The sequence below is a fragment of the Bacillus sp. F56 genome, from assembly GCF_001748205.1.
In the GTDB taxonomy this organism is placed as follows: domain Bacteria; phylum Bacillota; class Bacilli; order Bacillales; family Bacillaceae; genus Bacillus; species Bacillus stercoris.
Window position 1 is genome coordinate 66191 of record NZ_BDFC01000008.1, and the last position, 16462, is coordinate 82652.

Sequence of the window (16462 nt, forward strand, 5' to 3'; positions counted from 1 at the left end):
GGAGGGAGATGACAAAATGAAATTAGTTCCAAGATTCAGAAAACAATGGTTTGCTTACTTAACGGTTTTGTGTTTGGCTTTGGCGGCATCGGTATCTTTCGGTGTACCGGCAAAAGCAGCAGAGAATCCGCAAACTTCTGTATCGAATACCGGTAAAGAAGCTGATGCCACGAAAAACCAAACGTCAAAAGCAGAACAGGTTTCCGCACCTTATGAGGGAACTGGGAAAACAAGCAAATCGTTATACGGCGGCCAAACGCAACTGGAAAAAAACATTCAAACCTTACAGCCTTCGAGCATTATCGGAACTGATGAACGCACCAGAATCTCCAGCACGACTTCTTTTCCATATAGAGCAACCGTTCAGCTGTCAATCAAGTATCCCAACACTTCAAGCACTTATGGATGTACCGGATTTTTAGTCAATCCAAATACAGTCGTCACGGCTGGACATTGTGTGTACAGCCAGGATCATGGATGGGCTTCAACGATAACCGCCGCGCCGGGACGCAATGATTCGTCATATCCATACGGAACTTATTCAGGCACGATGTTTTATTCAGTCAAAGGATGGACGGAAAGCAAAGACACCAATTATGATTACGGAGCTATTAAATTAAACGGTTCTCCTGGAAACACGGTTGGCTGGTACGGCTATCGGACTACAAACAGCAGCAGTCCCGTGGGCCTTTCCTCGTCAGTGACAGGATTCCCGTGTGACAAAACCTTTGGTACGATGTGGTCTGATACAAAGCCGATTCGATCTGCTGAAACGTATAAGCTGACCTATACAACCGATACGTACGGCTGCCAAAGCGGATCGCCTGTATATCGAAACTACAGTGATACAGGGCAGACAGCTATTGCCATTCACACGAACGGGGGATCGTCATATAACTTGGGAACAAGGGTGACGAACGATGTATTCAACAATATTCAATATTGGGCAAATCAATAAATACAGCAAACTAGCCATATTCATTTCTATTTTGTTTTTATGCGGATGCAGTTCGCAGACGCATTCTTCACAAAAAGAAATGACGATTCCTGTCACTCTTCATGTGGAGGATGCTAAGGGGCTTCCGGTCGAAGGAGTTCAAGTGACGATTGTCAAAGCGCCTGCGTCAGATGAGGAGCCGAATACAGAGATCGGCGAGATACTCGGTAAAACAGACAAAAACGGAGACATCAAATGGGATACCGGTAAAAAAGGCGATTATTCAGTCGCGTTGACGAAGGGTGAAACATCAGTAACCCATCAAATTTCATTAACAGAGGATAAAAAAGATCATGCCATTCCATTGGTCTTCAAAGAATAGCAGTTTCCCTGATTTTAAGGGAAACTGCCTTTTTTATTGATCACAGGAAGCCAAACTATATACTGGAAATTTATAATATGAGATAATAAGAAATAGGTATTTTTTCTTACGAGACAAAAGGGGCGCTATCCTTTCATTTATATCAATCAAACCCGGAGGAAAAAGAAGAAGATGACACAAGATTCGATGCAGTTTGCCGCGGTAGAAAGCGGTCTTCGCTTTTACAAGGCGTATAATCAAAGCCTTTCTTTGTGGCCGATTGAGTCGGAAGCATTCTATGTTTCTACTCGTTTTGGAAAAACACATATCATTGCAAGTGGGCCAAAGGGCGCACCTTCGCTCATTTTGCTTCACGGAGGCCTTTTTAGCTCTGCGATGTGGTATCCGAATATCGCGGCGTGGAGCAGTCAATTTCGTACATATGCGGTCGATATAATAGGAGACAAAAATAAAAGTATACCATCAGCAGCGATGGAAACAAGAGCTGATTTTGCAGAATGGATGAAAGATGTCTTTGATTCTCTTGAACTTGAGACAGCACACCTGGCCGGTCTTTCGCTTGGCGGCTCCCATATCGTAAATTTCTTGCTTCAAGCGCCTGAAAGAGTAGAGCGGGCGGTTGTTATGAGTCCCGCTGAAGCGTTTATTTCATTTCATCCGGATGTCTATAAATACGCTGCGGCGCTTACAGGGGCAAGAGGAGCTGAAGCATATATCAAGTGGATCACAGATAACAGATATGATCTGCATCCTTTACTGCAAAGCCAAATTATGGAGGGCGCGGCGTGGCAGGATGAACAAAGGAGCCTGAAGCCGACAGAAAATGGCTTTCCGTACGTGTTCACAGACCAGGAATTGAAATCAATACAAGTCCCGGTACTGCTGATGTTCGGTGAGCACGAGGTTATGTACCATCAGCAAATGGCTTATGAGCGGGCGTCGGTGCTGGTGCCGGGAATTCAGGCTGAAATCGTAAAGGACGCCGGACACCTGTTATCTCTGGAGCAGCCAGAGTACGTCAATCAACGCGTTTTGTCCTTTTTGGGCGGAGAATAAATGAGTAAAAGGCATGAAAAGATTGGCATTCATTTTTCAAATGGTAACAAATGTTGTATAATAATAGAATTTGAATGCTGCTTTTTTGGGGGCTTTTTATGTTATCATGCTTATTGAAGAAATTTTTTCCTGAAACGCTATTCGATTACTATCGTCGAATAATATAGATGGTTTTACAATTGGAGGTTTGGTTACACTGTGAATTACATCCCCTGTATGATTACGATAGGAAATTTCATTTGCGGATTGCTGGCGATTCATTCCTTGCTCTATCACAACATTCATTCAGCAGTGCTATTCATTTTTACCGGCATGTTCCTTGATTTCTTTGACGGTATGGCTGCACGTAAGCTGAATGCCGTTTCTGATATGGGAAAAGAATTGGATTCGTTTGCCGACTTGGTTACGTTTGGGGTGGCTCCCTCTATGCTTGCTTACAGTGTCGCGTTGTATACCCTGCCATTTATAGGGATCTTATGCGCATTGACGTACAGCATTTGCGGAATGCTTCGTCTCTCTAAATTTAACATTGAACAAAGCAAACTCCCGACATTTATTGGTATGCCGATTCCATTTGCGGGCATGTGCCTTGTTATTCTAAGCTTCACCTATAACCCGATCCTTCTGGCAATCGGTGCTTGCGGACTTTCATATTTAATGGTGAGTAAAATAAAATTCCCTCATTTTAAAAAACATGCGGCAGAAAACCTGGAGTCCGGGAGATGGAATTAGTTCAGCAGCTCATAGCGGATTACGGTTATCTCGCTATTTTTTTGATGCTCGTATTAGGGATTGTAGGATTGCCGATTCCAGATGAAGTGATGATGACCGTTGTTGGCTATTTCACGCATACCGATGTATTGAATTATGAGCTTTCGATATTGATCAGTTTTGTCGGGGCTTTGTTAGGTATGCTGATCAGCTACATGATTGGCAGAAAAGCCGGACGCCCGTTTATCGATAAGTACGGCAAGTGGGTCGGCTTAAAAGAAAAAAGAATGATGAAAGTGGAAAAATGGATGAAGAAATACGGTCCATATTCTCTTATTTTAGGTTATTTTATTCCCGGCGTCAGACATGTGACATGCTACTTTTCGGGGATCGGCAAAATGGATTTGAAAACGTATATTGCGTTTGCGGCAATCGGCGCCTTTTTGTGGTGCTTTGTTTTTATTACAATCGGAAGGGTAATAGGGATTATTCATGTTTAATACGGCTGTAAAGATTCTGTATCGATCATTGATAGAGCTGACGAATCATCGTCTGTCATCCTATCTGATTAAAGGATTTTGCGAGTCGAAAATCAGCAAACCGGTCATTCCGCTGTTCTCAAAACATTTTCGGCTGAATTGGGATGATGTGGACGGGACGGCTGCTGATTACGGATCGCTGTCCGAATTGTTCATTCGACAAATTAATCTGGAGCGGCGCCCTGTTTCAAAAGAGGCGCATGCGGTGGTTAGCCCTGTTGACGGTGTGGTTCAGACGGTAGGAATCATCAACCCGAATCAAACCTTTACGGTGAAGGGAAAAGATTACTCATTCGCTGAGCTGACTGGCTGTAAAAGCGCAGACCATCAATACAACGGCGGATACTTCGTTGTGCTGTATCTAAGCCCGCGTCATTATCACCGTTTCCATTCTCCGATCAGCTGCAGGTATCAAAAGCTGGCCGAGCTCGGAAATCGCTCATATCCGGTCAATCAATTAGGGTTGAAATACGGAAAAGATGTGCTGTCGAAAAATTATCGGTTTGTGTACGAACTGAATGGCGGCAGCCGAAATGTCCTGATGATTCCTGTCGGGGCGATGAATATTAATTCTATCGTGCAGACAAATACCCGTGCTGAATTGGAGATCGGCGAGGAGCTGGGATACTTTTCATTTGGATCAACCGTCATTTTGATTTTTGAAAAAGACGCGTTCCAGCCGTCCGCCAATTTAACAGAAGGCCAAGAAGTTCAAGTCGGAGAACTGATAGGTTACGAAGAGTAAAAAGAGGAGCTTGCATAGACGCAGCGCCTCTTTTTTTGAAGAAAGGTGAGACCCATGGAGAAACAAATCATCAGCTGGATTACAGATTATCAGAACACCGGAGATGAAGCCGTCCTGAGGCAAGTGCGGAAAGCGTGCTGTCCGATTATTGAAGCGGTTTTGCAAGAGACGGCAATAGATGAAGAGCAAGCGAACAATTTGCGCGAAAAAGGAATCGAGCGATTTCCCTTTATCATCAGCAAATACCAAGCGGATGTGCAGCTTCCGGTTGAGACATTTTTACGAAATACATATCGGTTTTACTTTCATCAGGTGATGAGAGAATCCAGCTAAAGCTTCTTTCAACAGAGAAGCTTTTTTTGTTGGCGGAAAAAAGGAAACTTTTTCAATATCTATCTCGTAACGACTAGAGAACCTAATAGAAAAGGAGAGATAGAATTGAAACGAATCATAGTGAGAATGACCCTGCCGCTGCTGATCGTTTGTCTGGCGTTTTCTTCTTTTTCAGCCTCCGCTCGTGCTGCTTCTGAAGAAAAACATTGGGATTCCTGGATTGAACGACATGCACAGCCACTTGATGCTTCAAACAAAGACTTTCGATTCCTGAAGAAGGTGCTGAAAGGGAAACGAATTGTTCAGTTAGGAGAAACGACACATGGCGCTGGCGAAATGAATGCCACAAAGGTCAGAATGATCAAATACCTCCACGAAGAGCTGGGATACGATGTATTGGCCTTTGAGTCCGGCTTTCCTGATACAAATGCATCCTACCTTAATATGAACCAATTAACTCCTAAAAGCACGATGAAAAACTCCATTTACGCTGTATGGCACACAGAAGATGTCGTTGAATTGTTTGATTACATGAAAGAGCAAAAAGAGAAAGGGGATCCGCTGATCTTTACCGGTTTTGATATTCAAAGCATGAGGAATTCATTCAATGATGCTGCGACTCAATGGGTAAAAGCGGTGGACCCTGAGAAAGCAGAGTTGCTCTCCCAATCAGAAAATGATTTTTCAACATTAGTGACAGACAGCAACACGTTTGATGAATTTTCGCAAAAGAAGGAAAAGCTTGTGAAAAACTATCAGAAGCTGATCAAGTTCACTAAAACACATGCTTCAGAGCTAAAAGAAAACCTTCCAAAAGAGCCGAAAGCTTATGAGATGTTTATGCATTCTCTTCAGCTGAGAATTGACGTAATGGAAACGTATATGCTGGAAGAAATGAAAGAAAAACTAGAGGAGTATCCGGAGAATATTGAGGATTTTTCATTCTTTATGAGAGACCGCATGATGGCTGAACAATTTCAGTGGGTAGCCGAAACCCTTTATCCGAAAAAGAAAATCATTGTCTGGGGCCACAATTACCATCTTCGCAAACAGAATACGAAAATGATAAAGGACTGGGTACAGATAAACGGTCCTAACATGGGTGATTATTTGCCAGAACGGCTGAAGAAACAAACATATACGATTGGCATTTATGCTTACTCTGGTGCGAGTCTGAATAGTTCCGATAATAAGACGGTTATGCCGGTCACAAGCCCGCCGCCGTCTGGGAGCCTTGAAGCTTTGCTGAAAGCTGCGGACCATCCTGCTGTCTTTGTTGATTTTCTCCATACAAAAAACAAGAAAGGCACTTCGTGGATGTATACCCCGCGGACTGCGCTCTATTGGGGGAACATGGAAGAGCAGATGATCCTGAAGGAACAATATGACGGTGTCATTTGGCTGGAGCATATCACGCCGTCAGTCATTATCAAGTGACCAGTGTCCCCTGTGCTACAACAGGGGATTTTTACATATCGCAAAAATAATCAAAACATATAATCAGTGATCCATTATTCTAAAACAGAAAGGAGATTGGAGCGTGCAATGTATTATGAAAAGGCTGTCCAGAAAACAATCAATTGGATTGAATCACATTTACATGAGCAAATATCAAACGAGGATATTGTAAACGTTTCAAGCTTTTCAAAATTCCATTTTCATCGGATTTTTCAAAAAGAAGTCGGTATGTCGGTTGCTTCTTATATTCGCTTAAGACGTCTTGCGAATGCGGCAGCGGCTTTGCTTTATACAGATCTTCGTATTATCGATATTGCTTTGTATTTTCAGTTTGAATCTCAAGAAGCATTTACGAGGACGTTCAAAAAGATGTATCACATGCCGCCAGGTGCATACCGAACATTTATGAAACGCTTTACTTCAAAAAAGGAGGAATCTTACATGGAGAAAAAAATGAAGGGCTGGGTATTGAGCGGGAGCCATCCGTTCCAATTCGAAATGGGGATTGACCGGGAAAATGTACATCAGGGAAAAGCTTCAGGGTATTTAAAGTCAACAATGGTTCAGGATATCGGTGAATTTGCGACGATGATGCAGCAATTCAAAGCAGGCCGCTATCTTGGAAAAAGGCTTCGTCTATCAAGTTTTATCAAAACAAAAGGAGTGCAGCATTTTGCCTCGCTTTGGATGAGGGTTGACAGTGCCGCTGATGATGTTCTCCAATTTGATAATATGAGCAACAGACCTATTACTGGAACAACCAATTGGAATCATTATGCTATCGTTTTAGATGTTCCAGAAAATAGCGCAGTGATATCTTTTGGCGTTCAATTAGCTGGACCGGGGCAGGTGTGGATGGATCATGTTGTTTTTGAAGAGGTAGATAAGAGCGTACCTTCAACAAACCTTGAAATGCCGGGAGAGCTTTTAGATGAACCGGTAAATTTATCTTTTGAAGAGGAATGATAATAATAGTTTTCAGACAACTACATTTATCAGTAAGTTAATGGAAAATACTATCCGTCATTCAGAAACCCTTATGCCGCGCAGGTTTGTAAGAGGTTGGATATTTTTATCAGTCTGGGCGGATCTGTTCATCTTTGCGGCATTTTCCTGTATGATATAGTAAGAGTGTGCATAGCAACTAACTATAATTGAACAGGGTGTTTAAAACATGGAAAAACAATACAGAGTATTACTTTACTATAAATATGTTCCGATTGAAGATCCAGAGGCGTTTAGAGAGCAGCATCTGGCTTTTTGTAAGGAGCTTGGTTTGTTAGGCCGTATCCTTGTTTCTTCTGAAGGAATTAACGGTACGGTATCAGGAACGGTTGAACAGACTGAAAAATATATGGAAACAATGAAAGCTGATCCTCGTTTTGCGGACATGGTATTTAAAATTGATGAAGTAGAAGGCCATGCCTTCAAAAAAATCTTCGTGCGCCATAAAAAAGAGCTTGTCACGCTTCGTCTTGAAGATGATGTCGATCCGAATGAAACAACAGGTCAGCATTTGAAGCCAGCAGAATTTTATGAGAAGATGCAGGATCCAAACACAATTGTAATCGACGCGCGTAATGATTACGAGTATGACCTTGGCCATTTCAGAGGTGCAGTCCGTCCTGACATCGAAGCCTTCCGCGAATTACCGGAATGGATCGAAGAACACAAAGATATGCTTGAAGGCAAAAAGATTTTAACGTACTGTACAGGCGGCGTACGCTGTGAAAAGTTTTCAGGATGGCTGGTGAAGCAAGGCTTTGAAGATGTAGCCCAGCTTGACGGCGGCATCGTGACATACGGAAAAGATCCTGAGGTGCAAGGCAAGCTTTGGGACGGCCAGTGTTACGTATTTGATGAAAGAATCAGCGTGCCTGTCAACCGTGTCGAGCATGTGATTGTCGGAAAAGACTACTTTACAGGAGAACCGTGTGAGCGTTATGTGAACTGCGCGAATCCATCTTGCAATAAAAAAATGATATGCACACCGGAAAATGAGTATAAATATATGCGCAGCTGCAGCCACGAGTGCCGCACGAATCCAAGAAACCTGTATGTGAAAGAGCATAATATGACAGAAGAAGAAGTAAATGCAAGACTGGCAGCGATTGAAACAGAAGAACATGCTTCTGTTGAATAATGGAAAGAACACCTCGGAATGAGGTGTTCTTTTTTTATAAGCTTTCGGTTTGGCTGTTTGCGGAAACCCATTCTTTTTGGCGGAAGGCTTTTTCCCATTTTGACACCACGATGCAGGCGATCGCATGTCCCGGAACGTTCACGCCTGTTCGCGCCATGTCCATGACGCGGTCAACACCCGCGATAATGGCAACGCCTTCAGCCGGCAGTCCTACAGCATTGGCAGTCGCCAGCAGCACAACAAGCGAGCCAGAGGGAACAGCTGCAATGCCTTTACTAGTCATCACAAGCACAAGCATCATGAGGAGCTGCTGGGACAATGTCATGTCTACATGAAAGGCCTGCGCCAGAAAGATACAAGAAATCGATAAATATAAGCTCGAGCCGTCACAGTTCAATGACAAGCCGGAGGGAATGACGAATGATACCACTCGTTTGGGACAGCCGTATTTCTCCATTCTATCCATCAGCTGAGGGAGAATGGTTTCAGTGCTGGTGGTGGAAAATGCAATTAAAAACAGATCCCATATCATTTTCAATACTTCGAAATACTTAATCTGAAAGATGAGACCGACAAGCGGAAAGAGGACAAAGAGGATTAGGAACAGGCCAAAGAATACTGTGCCAACCAGCTTAAACATAGGAAAGAGGAGTTCAATGCCATATTGGCCTACAGAAGCTGCCATCAGGGCTAACACGCCGATAGGAGCAGTCACCATGACGATTTGCGTGAGCTTGAACATAATTTGAGCGGCGGATTCAAAGAAATTCATCACGGGTTCAGAGGCTTTGCCGATGCCGGCAGCGGCGACACCGAATAAAATCGCAAAGAAAATCACGGCAAGCAAATCATTTCTGGCCATCACATCAATAATGTTTGTAGGGATAATATCGAGGATCATTTGTTTAAAATCAACAACTTTTTCAGTGTAGCCTGATAGTTCATTGATATCTTTTTTCGCCAAATGGGAGAGATTAAGCCCGACACCTGGTTTTAAGACATTTGCTAATAAAAGTCCGAGCGCCAATACAAGCGTGGTAATCACTTCGAACCAAATGATTGTCTTGATACCGAGGCTGCCCATTTTTTTCATGCTTCCGCTTCCTGCGGCTCCGATGACAATGGTAGAAAACACAATCGGCACAACAATCATTTTAATCAAGCGGATAAATCCATCTCCGACAGGCCTCAGTGCCATCCCGAAATCAGGAAAAAAGTGGCCGATCACCGCTCCGGCAGCCAAAGCGATTAAAATTTGAAACGCGATTAATTTTTTCAAATGAATCCCCCTTTAGAATGATAGAATGAAGGCATATTCATATCATTCGTGATTCTAATGCAAACCCCTTTTTTCAAGTTATTTTATTTTGATAACGCTTTCATTATGTTGGCGAAAAAGTCCCCCGCAGCAGGGGGGACTTTTTTACTTCATTTGAATGTGCTTCATATTATCTTCAGAGATATTTGTAAAAATAACCGGTGTTACGGCTGAAGCGGCATGCTGCTTGATGTAATTAAGATCAAAAGTGAGAAGCAGTTCACCTTGTTTGACGGCTTGTCCGCTCGTGACATGTGCTTCAAAGCCTTCCCCATTCAATTTGACAGTATCAATGCCGACATGAATCAGGATTTCGGTGCCTCCGGCGCTCATAAAGCCGATGGCGTGTTTTGTTGGAAAGATCGAGACGATCTCGCCGTCCGCAGGTGCAACGACTTTTCCTTCTGATGGTATAATCGCAAATCCCTCGCCCATCATTTTTTCTGAAAAGACTTGATCAGGCACATCCCCCAGAGAGACTGTTTCTCCTTTGAGCGGATAAATAAAGGCCTCGCCGGAAACAGGATTTTGCTGCTTGTCTGTTTCCGTGTCCAGCGCGGCGGCGGTGTCAGGGACGCCTCCGGCCATGATCGTTTTGATGTCGTCTTTTAAGGCATCGGATTTTGTTCCGAATATCGCCTGAAAGTTGTTGTTGATTTCGAGCACACCTACTGCGCCAAGCCGTTTTAATTCATCTTTGCTGACTTGGCTTGGCTGATGAACGGTCACGCGAAGCCTTGTGATACACGCATCCAGATTAGCGATATTTTGCTGTCCGCCCAAGGCCTGCAGCACGTGAAAGGCAAGCTGGTCTTTTGCGACTGGAGCTTTCTCCTCATTCTGACCGTCTTCATCTGTGTCACGGCCGGGCGTTTTCAAATTCCATTTCAGAATCGCAAATCGGAACAAATAATAATAAATGAAAGCAAACACGATCCCGACAGGAATGACAACCCAGCCGTTTGTTGACAGTCCGTAGTTCAAGACGTAGTCAATTCCGCCGCCTGAGAACGTATAGCCGTGGCGGACATGGAATAAATCACAAACGACAAAGATGACGCCGGCAAGAATAGAGTTAATCAAATAGAGCACAGGCGCAACGAACAAGAAAGAAAACTCAACCGGCTCAGTAATTCCGGTCAGCATAGATGTGAGTGCCGCAGAAATCATCACACCAGAGATCATTTTTTTCTTTTCCGGACGCGCGGTATGGATAATGGCAAGAGCAACTGCCGGCAGACAGAAAATCATGTAAGGGAAATCCCCCATCATAAAGCGCCCTGCTGTCGGGTCTCCCGCGAAAAACCTTGTCAGGTCGCCGGTTACGGTGTTGCCTGTTGATGGGTCTGTGTATTCTCCCATCATAAAATAGAAAGGCGTATAAAAAATATGATGCAGGCCAAAAGGAATCAGCAAACGATAGATCGTTGCATAAAAGAACAGGCCGACTGTTGAATCGGCAATTAAACTGCTGGCTGCGTTAATTCCGTTTTGGATCAGCGGCCAAACGAATGAGAAAAAGACGCCGATCACCAATGAACTGACGGAAGTAATAATCGGGACAAAGCGTTTTCCAGAGAAAAATCCAAGGACCGGATGCAGCTCGATTGATGAAAACCGCTTATATAAATAGGCGGCGAGAAGCCCGATGATGATTCCTCCGAAAACCCCCATATCAATCAGGTGCTCGGCTCCTTCATACGGAGGCTGAAGGCCGAGTAATTTTCCCATATTGTCGAGGGTAACGGTTAAAATTAAGTATCCGATGACAGCGGCAAGTCCGGCTACACCTTCTCCGCCGGCTAATCCGATCGCGACCCCCACGGCGAAAATCAGCGGGAGATTATCGAATACAACGCCGCCCGCATCCTTTATAATAGGAATGTTCAGTAAATCCTTGTCTCCGAAACGGAGCAAAAGACCTGCTGCCGGCAGGACGGCAACCGGAGTCATCAACGCGCGGCCAAGCTGCTGCAGAATTTGAAATGCCTTTTTAAACATGACAGTCTCCTTTTATTGTTTTATGAGCATGGTGCACTCTTTAATTTTTGAGCTGCTTTATAATCGGCGATAACGGTTACATGATTGTGTTTTTGAAGAATGGAGGCTGGTACTTCTGTCGTGACAGGACCTTCAGCCATCTTTTGAATGGCGTCTGCTTTTTCTTCGCCGCTTGCTAAAAGCACAATATGTTTGCTGAATTCCATGATGGTTTTAATGCCCATTGAAATCGCGAGTCTCGGCACCAGCACCGGATCACCGCCGAAGAATCTGGCATTTGCCTGTATCGTGCTTTCCGAGAGCTTCACAACACGTGTCCGGTCCTCAAAATCAGATCCCGGTTCATTGAAACCGATATGGCCATTGGCGCCGATGCCGAGAATTTGGACATCAATGCCTCCCGCCTGGCGGATGAGATTTTCGTATACCTTGCATTGAGCCTCAAGCTGCGGATTGTCTCCTTGCGGGATATGAATATGATCAGGCTGCATATTGATATGCTGAAAAAGATGCTCATGCATAAATTTGTTATAGCTTTGAGGATGAAATGGAGAGAGACCAGCGTACTCATCCAAATTAAATGTAGTAACCTTTGAAAAATCAATTTCACCTGCCTGATAGTCTGAAATCAGCTGCTTGTACAAGCCGACCGGCGTGCTTCCGGTTGCCAGGCCGAGAACGGCCTCTTTCTTAGCTTGTATTTGCTCTTTAATAATGATAGCGCTTAACTTACAGAGTTCATCGTAGTGATTAGCGATCAGAATCTTCATGTGACACCCCCTCAAAGAGATAGACAAGCACCATATTTGTTATGACCAATTTTCGGTACTTGTCATTACGAATTTAGCACCACCGTTATCAAACTGTCAATATTAATTTCTGAAAATTTGTTATAAAGGAAGGATACAAATCTTTCATATTGGGATGGCAAATGGTATTATGGTCTCAATGAAAAAGAACGGATTGCATACAGAATGGGGAGAATGAAATGACAGCTTTATATTCTGTTATCAAGTTTAAAATCATTGAATTAATTAAGTCGGGCAAATATCAGGCGAATGATCAGCTGCCGACGGAGAGTGAGTTTTGCGAACAATATGATGTCAGCAGAACAACTGTGAGACTGGCCCTGCAGCAGCTAGAGCTTGAAGGATATATTAAGAGAATTCAGGGGAAAGGGACGTTTGTATCGGCGGCAAAAATACAAACGCCGATTCCGCATAAGATTACGAGCTTTTCAGAACAAATGAGAGGCCTGCGTTCTGAATCAAAAGTGCTTGAGCTTGTGGTGATACCCGCTGATCACTCCATTGCCGAGCTTTTGAAAATGAAAGAGAATGAACCTGTCAACAAGCTTGTCAGAGTCAGATACGCCGAGGGGGAGCCTTTGCAGTATCATACCTCGTATATTCCCTGGAAGGCGGCACCGGGGCTGGCGCAGGAGGAATGCACCGGCTCGCTGTTTGAATTGTTAAGGACAAAATACAATATTGAAATCAGCAGGGGAACGGAATCGATCGAACCGATTTTAACGGATGAAACGATCAGCGGCCACTTATTAACCAATGTCGGAGCGCCTGCGTTTTTATCAGAATCCCTTACCTATGATAAAAATGAAGAAGTGGTGGAATATGCGCAAATTATTACGCGGGGAGACCGAACGAAATTCACCGTAGAACAGTCATATCATTCATAAAGCAATACGTGATAAGAAGGGAATGGTCGTTCTATGTTTCTATTGACGAATGGAAAAGTGCTGTGGGGAGCTGTGATTGCTGCATTTATCCTTTCACTCGTGTTTTACCCTTTTCTGCCGGCGCAGATGCCGATTCATTATGATGTAGCGAACAGCCCGGATCTGACAGTGAACAAGCTGGCGGGGACTGTGCTGCTGCCTGTTTTGATGGTGGTGTTTGCATGGGCGCGGAAGATCAATTGGCAATTAGTGTTCGCAGTGTATATTTTGCTGATTTGCCACATTGTCGTCCTTTGTTTAGCGGTCTAAATCAAACAGCCAGAATAAAACTGGCTGTTTTTCTTTAATTTCAGCTTCATCTGACAATGAATGTGGTGTATAATAGCTGATGATCCTAAAGAATATTCTGAAATTTATTGGTGTGGAGCGGCGTATCTTGAAAGGAAGGGCTATATTTTTTGCAGCCTAAAAAAGACTGAATATTTAAACAATTATACGAAAGGTGTGCTGGTCAGATTGAATAAGCTTATTGAACGAGAAAAAACTGGATATTATAAGGAAAAGCCCGACCCGTCTTCCTTGGGGTTTGGACAATATTTTACAGATTATATGTTTGTGATGGACTACGAAGAGGGAATTGGATGGCATCATCCCAGAATTGCACCGTACGCACCGCTTACGCTCGATCCGTCTTCCTCTGTTTTTCATTACGGCCAGGCTGTTTTTGAAGGGTTAAAAGCATACAGAACAGAGGATGGCAGGGTGCTCCTGTTCCGTCCGGATCAAAATATCAAACGGCTGAACAGATCGTGTGAGCGAATGAGCATGCCCCCTTTAGACGAAGAGCTTGTGCTTGAGGCATTGACGCAATTAGTTGAGCTGGAGAAAGATTGGGTTCCAAAGGAAAAAGGAACGTCACTTTATATTCGTCCTTTTGTCATTGCCACAGAACCGAGTCTCGGTGTGAAGGCATCCAGGAGCTATACATTTATGATCGTGCTTTCGCCTGTCGGCTCCTATTATGGCGACGATCAGCTGAAGCCGGTTAGAATCTATGTCGAAGATGAGTATGTGCGGGCGGTCAACGGCGGAGTCGGATTTGCAAAAACGGCTGGGAACTACGCGGCCAGTCTTCAGGCACAGCGGAAAGCGAATGAGCTGGGCTATGACCAGGTACTGTGGCTGGACGCCATTGAAAAGAAATATGTGGAAGAAGTAGGGAGCATGAACATCTTTTTCGTCATAAACGGGGAAGCTGTCACACCTGCTTTAAGCGGAAGCATTTTAAGCGGGGTGACACGCGCGTCTGCGATTGAATTGATTCGAAGCTGGGGCATTCCGGTTCGTGAAGAGAGAATATCAATTGATGAGGTGTATGCAGCCTCTGCACGCGGAGAATTGACAGAGGTCTTCGGCACAGGCACGGCAGCCGTCGTTACGCCTGTCGGTGAACTCAACATTCATGGAAAAACGGTGATTGTAGGCGACGGGCAAATCGGGGACCTCTCGAAAAAGCTGTATGAAACGATAACAGATATTCAGCTTGGCAAGGTAAAAGGCCCGTTCAACTGGACAGTGGAAGTGTAAAAATTGAAAAAGAACCTGCCTGAAGGCAGGTTCTTTTTATTTTGAATGAGTCATATCAGCAGCCGGCAGGCTTTTGCGGTTTTTCACATAATACATTGCATAGCAAACGGCCATAAACGGAACGCCGCAATACAGTGCGATTCTTTGATTCGGATCAAAGGCAATGCCAATGACGGAAGCCAGGCATAACAGAAACGCTGCAATCGGCACGATCGGATACAAAGGCGTTCTGTATTTCAAATCAGTAACTTTGTTTCCCGCTTCGATATAACGTTTTCTGAACATGAATTGAGATGCAGCGATTCCCATCCACACGACAACGACAGCAAAACCGGAAATCGACACGAGCACAACGTATACAGTGTCTGGTGCAAATACACTGGACAGCAGCGACAGAATGCCGCCGATCATGCTGAACACCAGCGCGTTAAACGGGGTTCCTTTTGATGTCAGCTTTGCAAATGTCGGATGAAGCGTTTTTTCTTTTGATAAAGACCACAGCATCCGGGAAGAAGCGTAGAGTCCGGAATTAGCCGCTGACAGGATCGCTGTCAGGATAACAAAGTTCATGAGATCGGCCGCGTATGGTACACCGACTCTGTCAAAGACAGCGACAAACGGGCTTTTGATGACACCTGCATCTTGAATCGGAATCAGCCCTGACAGCACAAAAATTGTTCCGACAAAGAAGAGTGAGAGGCGCCAGACCGTTGTTTTAATCGCTTTTGGTATCGTCTTGTCAGGATCAACACTTTCACCGGCTGCGATTCCGATCAGTTCCGTTCCCGAGAAGGCAAAATTGACGGACAGCATCGTCATCAATATCGGAATAAATCCATTAGGGAAGAGCCCGCCTTCCGCCGTGAAGTTAGACAGCATCGGAGCGGCTTCTCCGCCTTTGATCGGGATGAGGCCGAACATGGCAGAACCGCCTAAAAGAATAAATAATATGATGGCTAATACTTTGATGCTGGAAAACCAAAATTCTGATTCAGCGAAAAACCTGACCGAAAATGCGTTAAGCAAGAAAATGAACAGCGCAAAGACGGCACTCCACATCCAAACCGACGTATGGGGAAACCAGCGCTGCATTAACAGGCCGGCTGCTGTGAATTCCGATCCCAATGCCACGGTCCATGTCAGCCAGTACAGCCAAGCGACCGTAAAGCCGGTGCCGGGCCCTATGTATTTGGCCGCATAGGTGTGAAAGGCGCCGGTCACAGGCATGGCGACTGACAGCTCACCGAGGCATAGCATGACCAGATAGACAATTCCGGCCCCAACTAAGTAGGCAAGTATCGTTCCAGCGGGGCCTGCCTGCTGAATGGTATAGCCAGAGCTTAAAAACAGTCCTGTTCCGATGACACCTCCTAAGGAAAGCATAAAGAGATGCCGGCTTTTCATACTTCTCTGAAAGGTTGTCTCATTCTTGTTGTGAGCAGAGTCCATCTTTTTCCAACTTTCTATCGGCGATTTATTTCCTTCCTAATAAAAAATCTCATGTCAGGAAGTGACACGAGACTCCGGCGAACCGGCTTTAAGTTAGAATATACAAA

General features: G+C 44.5%; 17 protein-coding genes. 13 read left to right on the forward strand and 4 right to left on the reverse strand.

From position 1 onward, the window contains the following. Positions 1-16 precede the first annotated feature (16 nt). The 10 genes from mpr to trhO all read left to right on the forward strand — a co-directional run bounded on the left by mpr (position 17) and on the right by trhO (position 8304). Positions 17-958 carry an extracellular metalloprotease Mpr gene (gene mpr / locus BFW96_RS14075; protein ID WP_069839755.1) on the forward strand — a complete coding sequence of 314 codons (942 nt, stop codon included), beginning with the start codon at positions 17-19 and terminating at the stop codon, positions 956-958. Beyond that, on the forward strand, positions 921-1319 hold the full coding sequence (locus BFW96_RS14080) for a YbfJ family protein (protein WP_014662611.1): 399 nt from the start codon (positions 921-923) through the stop codon (positions 1317-1319). The genes mpr and BFW96_RS14080 overlap by 38 nt, the downstream gene beginning before the upstream one ends. A 171-nt stretch (positions 1320-1490) precedes the next feature. After that, positions 1491-2375, forward strand: coding sequence for an enantioselective carboxylesterase CesB (gene cesB / locus BFW96_RS14085; protein WP_069839756.1), 885 nt, complete (start codon positions 1491-1493; stop codon positions 2373-2375). A gap of 198 nt (positions 2376-2573) precedes the next feature. After that, the gene (pssA, locus tag BFW96_RS14090) at positions 2574-3107 is read left to right on the forward strand and encodes a CDP-diacylglycerol--serine O-phosphatidyltransferase (RefSeq protein ID WP_040084308.1); all 534 of its coding nucleotides are present in this window, start codon (positions 2574-2576) and stop codon (positions 3105-3107) included. Then, positions 3098-3586: a DedA family protein gene (locus tag BFW96_RS14095; protein WP_014662613.1), complete on the forward strand. Its 489-nt coding sequence runs from the start codon at positions 3098-3100 to the stop codon at positions 3584-3586. Before pssA ends, BFW96_RS14095 begins: the two co-directional genes overlap by 10 nt. Continuing rightward, a complete protein-coding gene (locus BFW96_RS14100) occupies positions 3579-4370 on the forward strand; it encodes a phosphatidylserine decarboxylase (protein WP_040084306.1) in 792 nt (263 codons plus the stop codon). Before BFW96_RS14095 ends, BFW96_RS14100 begins: the two co-directional genes overlap by 8 nt. A gap of 54 nt (positions 4371-4424) precedes the next feature. Further along, the gene (locus BFW96_RS14105) at positions 4425-4703 is read left to right on the forward strand and encodes a hypothetical protein (RefSeq protein ID WP_014662615.1); all 279 of its coding nucleotides are present in this window, start codon (positions 4425-4427) and stop codon (positions 4701-4703) included. A 105-nt stretch (positions 4704-4808) separates the two neighbouring features. Beyond that, complete coding sequence (locus BFW96_RS14110) at positions 4809-6140, forward strand: erythromycin esterase family protein (RefSeq protein ID WP_069839757.1); 1332 nt, start codon at positions 4809-4811, stop codon at positions 6138-6140. 108 nt (positions 6141-6248) lie between these two features. Beyond that, positions 6249-7127 (forward strand): helix-turn-helix transcriptional regulator, encoded by an 879-nt coding sequence (locus tag BFW96_RS14115; protein WP_040084301.1) that lies wholly within the window; start codon positions 6249-6251, stop codon positions 7125-7127. 208 nt (positions 7128-7335) lie between these two features. Next, positions 7336-8304: an oxygen-dependent tRNA uridine(34) hydroxylase TrhO gene (gene trhO, locus BFW96_RS14120; RefSeq protein WP_014662617.1), complete on the forward strand. Its 969-nt coding sequence runs from the start codon at positions 7336-7338 to the stop codon at positions 8302-8304. A 34-nt stretch (positions 8305-8338) separates the two neighbouring features. Here the strand turns inward: trhO and gltP are convergent, their stop codons facing one another. The 3 genes from gltP to nagB form a co-directional block, all read right to left on the reverse strand. Next, positions 8339-9583, reverse strand: coding sequence for a glutamate-aspartate/proton symporter GltP (gene gltP, locus BFW96_RS14125; RefSeq protein WP_069839758.1), 1245 nt, complete (start codon positions 9581-9583; stop codon positions 8339-8341). A gap of 144 nt (positions 9584-9727) precedes the next feature. Further along, a complete protein-coding gene (ptsG, locus tag BFW96_RS14130) occupies positions 9728-11623 on the reverse strand; it encodes a glucose-specific PTS transporter subunit IIBC (RefSeq protein WP_069839759.1) in 1896 nt (631 codons plus the stop codon). Between the two features lie 20 nt (positions 11624-11643). Next, entirely contained in the window at positions 11644-12393 is a 750-nt protein-coding gene (nagB, locus tag BFW96_RS14135) for a glucosamine-6-phosphate deaminase (protein WP_069839760.1), read from the reverse strand. A gap of 218 nt (positions 12394-12611) precedes the next feature. On the opposite strand from nagB, the gene gamR reads away from it, so the two are divergent. From gamR to BFW96_RS14150, 3 genes are all read left to right on the forward strand, one after another. Continuing rightward, entirely contained in the window at positions 12612-13319 is a 708-nt protein-coding gene (gene gamR / locus BFW96_RS14140) for a transcriptional regulator GamR (protein WP_069839761.1), read from the forward strand. A gap of 33 nt (positions 13320-13352) precedes the next feature. Next, positions 13353-13628, forward strand: a complete 276-nt coding sequence (locus BFW96_RS14145; protein ID WP_069148885.1) for a DUF1648 domain-containing protein — start codon at positions 13353-13355, stop codon at positions 13626-13628. A 207-nt stretch (positions 13629-13835) separates the two neighbouring features. Then, positions 13836-14906, forward strand: a complete 1071-nt coding sequence (locus BFW96_RS14150; RefSeq protein ID WP_069839762.1) for a branched-chain amino acid aminotransferase — start codon at positions 13836-13838, stop codon at positions 14904-14906. A gap of 36 nt (positions 14907-14942) precedes the next feature. On the opposite strand, the gene mmuP is transcribed toward BFW96_RS14150, so the two are convergent. Further along, a complete protein-coding gene (gene mmuP / locus BFW96_RS14155; RefSeq protein WP_069839763.1) occupies positions 14943-16355 on the reverse strand; it encodes an S-methylmethionine permease in 1413 nt (470 codons plus the stop codon). Positions 16356-16462: the final 107 nt, after the last annotated feature.

Bases quoted from the DNA above. Each gene is read 5' to 3' on its own strand.
- trhO (WP_014662617.1), top strand. From the start codon at position 7,336: ATGGAAAAACAATACAGAGTATTACTTTACTATAAATATGTTCCGATT.
- BFW96_RS14080 (WP_014662611.1), top strand. From the start codon at position 921: ATGTATTCAACAATATTCAATATTGGGCAAATCAATAAATACAGCAAA.
- BFW96_RS14145 (WP_069148885.1), top strand. From the start codon at position 13,353: ATGTTTCTATTGACGAATGGAAAAGTGCTGTGGGGAGCTGTGATTGCT.
- mpr (WP_069839755.1), top strand. From the start codon at position 17: ATGAAATTAGTTCCAAGATTCAGAAAACAATGGTTTGCTTACTTAACG.
- cesB (WP_069839756.1), top strand. From the start codon at position 1,491: ATGACACAAGATTCGATGCAGTTTGCCGCGGTAGAAAGCGGTCTTCGC.
- BFW96_RS14100 (WP_040084306.1), top strand. From the start codon at position 3,579: ATGTTTAATACGGCTGTAAAGATTCTGTATCGATCATTGATAGAGCTG.
- mmuP (WP_069839763.1), bottom strand. From the start codon at position 16,355: ATGGACTCTGCTCACAACAAGAATGAGACAACCTTTCAGAGAAGTATG.
- gamR (WP_069839761.1), top strand. From the start codon at position 12,612: ATGACAGCTTTATATTCTGTTATCAAGTTTAAAATCATTGAATTAATT.
- ptsG (WP_069839759.1), bottom strand. From the start codon at position 11,623: ATGTTTAAAAAGGCATTTCAAATTCTGCAGCAGCTTGGCCGCGCGTTG.
- BFW96_RS14105 (WP_014662615.1), top strand. From the start codon at position 4,425: ATGGAGAAACAAATCATCAGCTGGATTACAGATTATCAGAACACCGGA.
- BFW96_RS14115 (WP_040084301.1), top strand. From the start codon at position 6,249: ATGTATTATGAAAAGGCTGTCCAGAAAACAATCAATTGGATTGAATCA.
- nagB (WP_069839760.1), bottom strand. From the start codon at position 12,393: ATGAAGATTCTGATCGCTAATCACTACGATGAACTCTGTAAGTTAAGC.
- BFW96_RS14095 (WP_014662613.1), top strand. From the start codon at position 3,098: ATGGAATTAGTTCAGCAGCTCATAGCGGATTACGGTTATCTCGCTATT.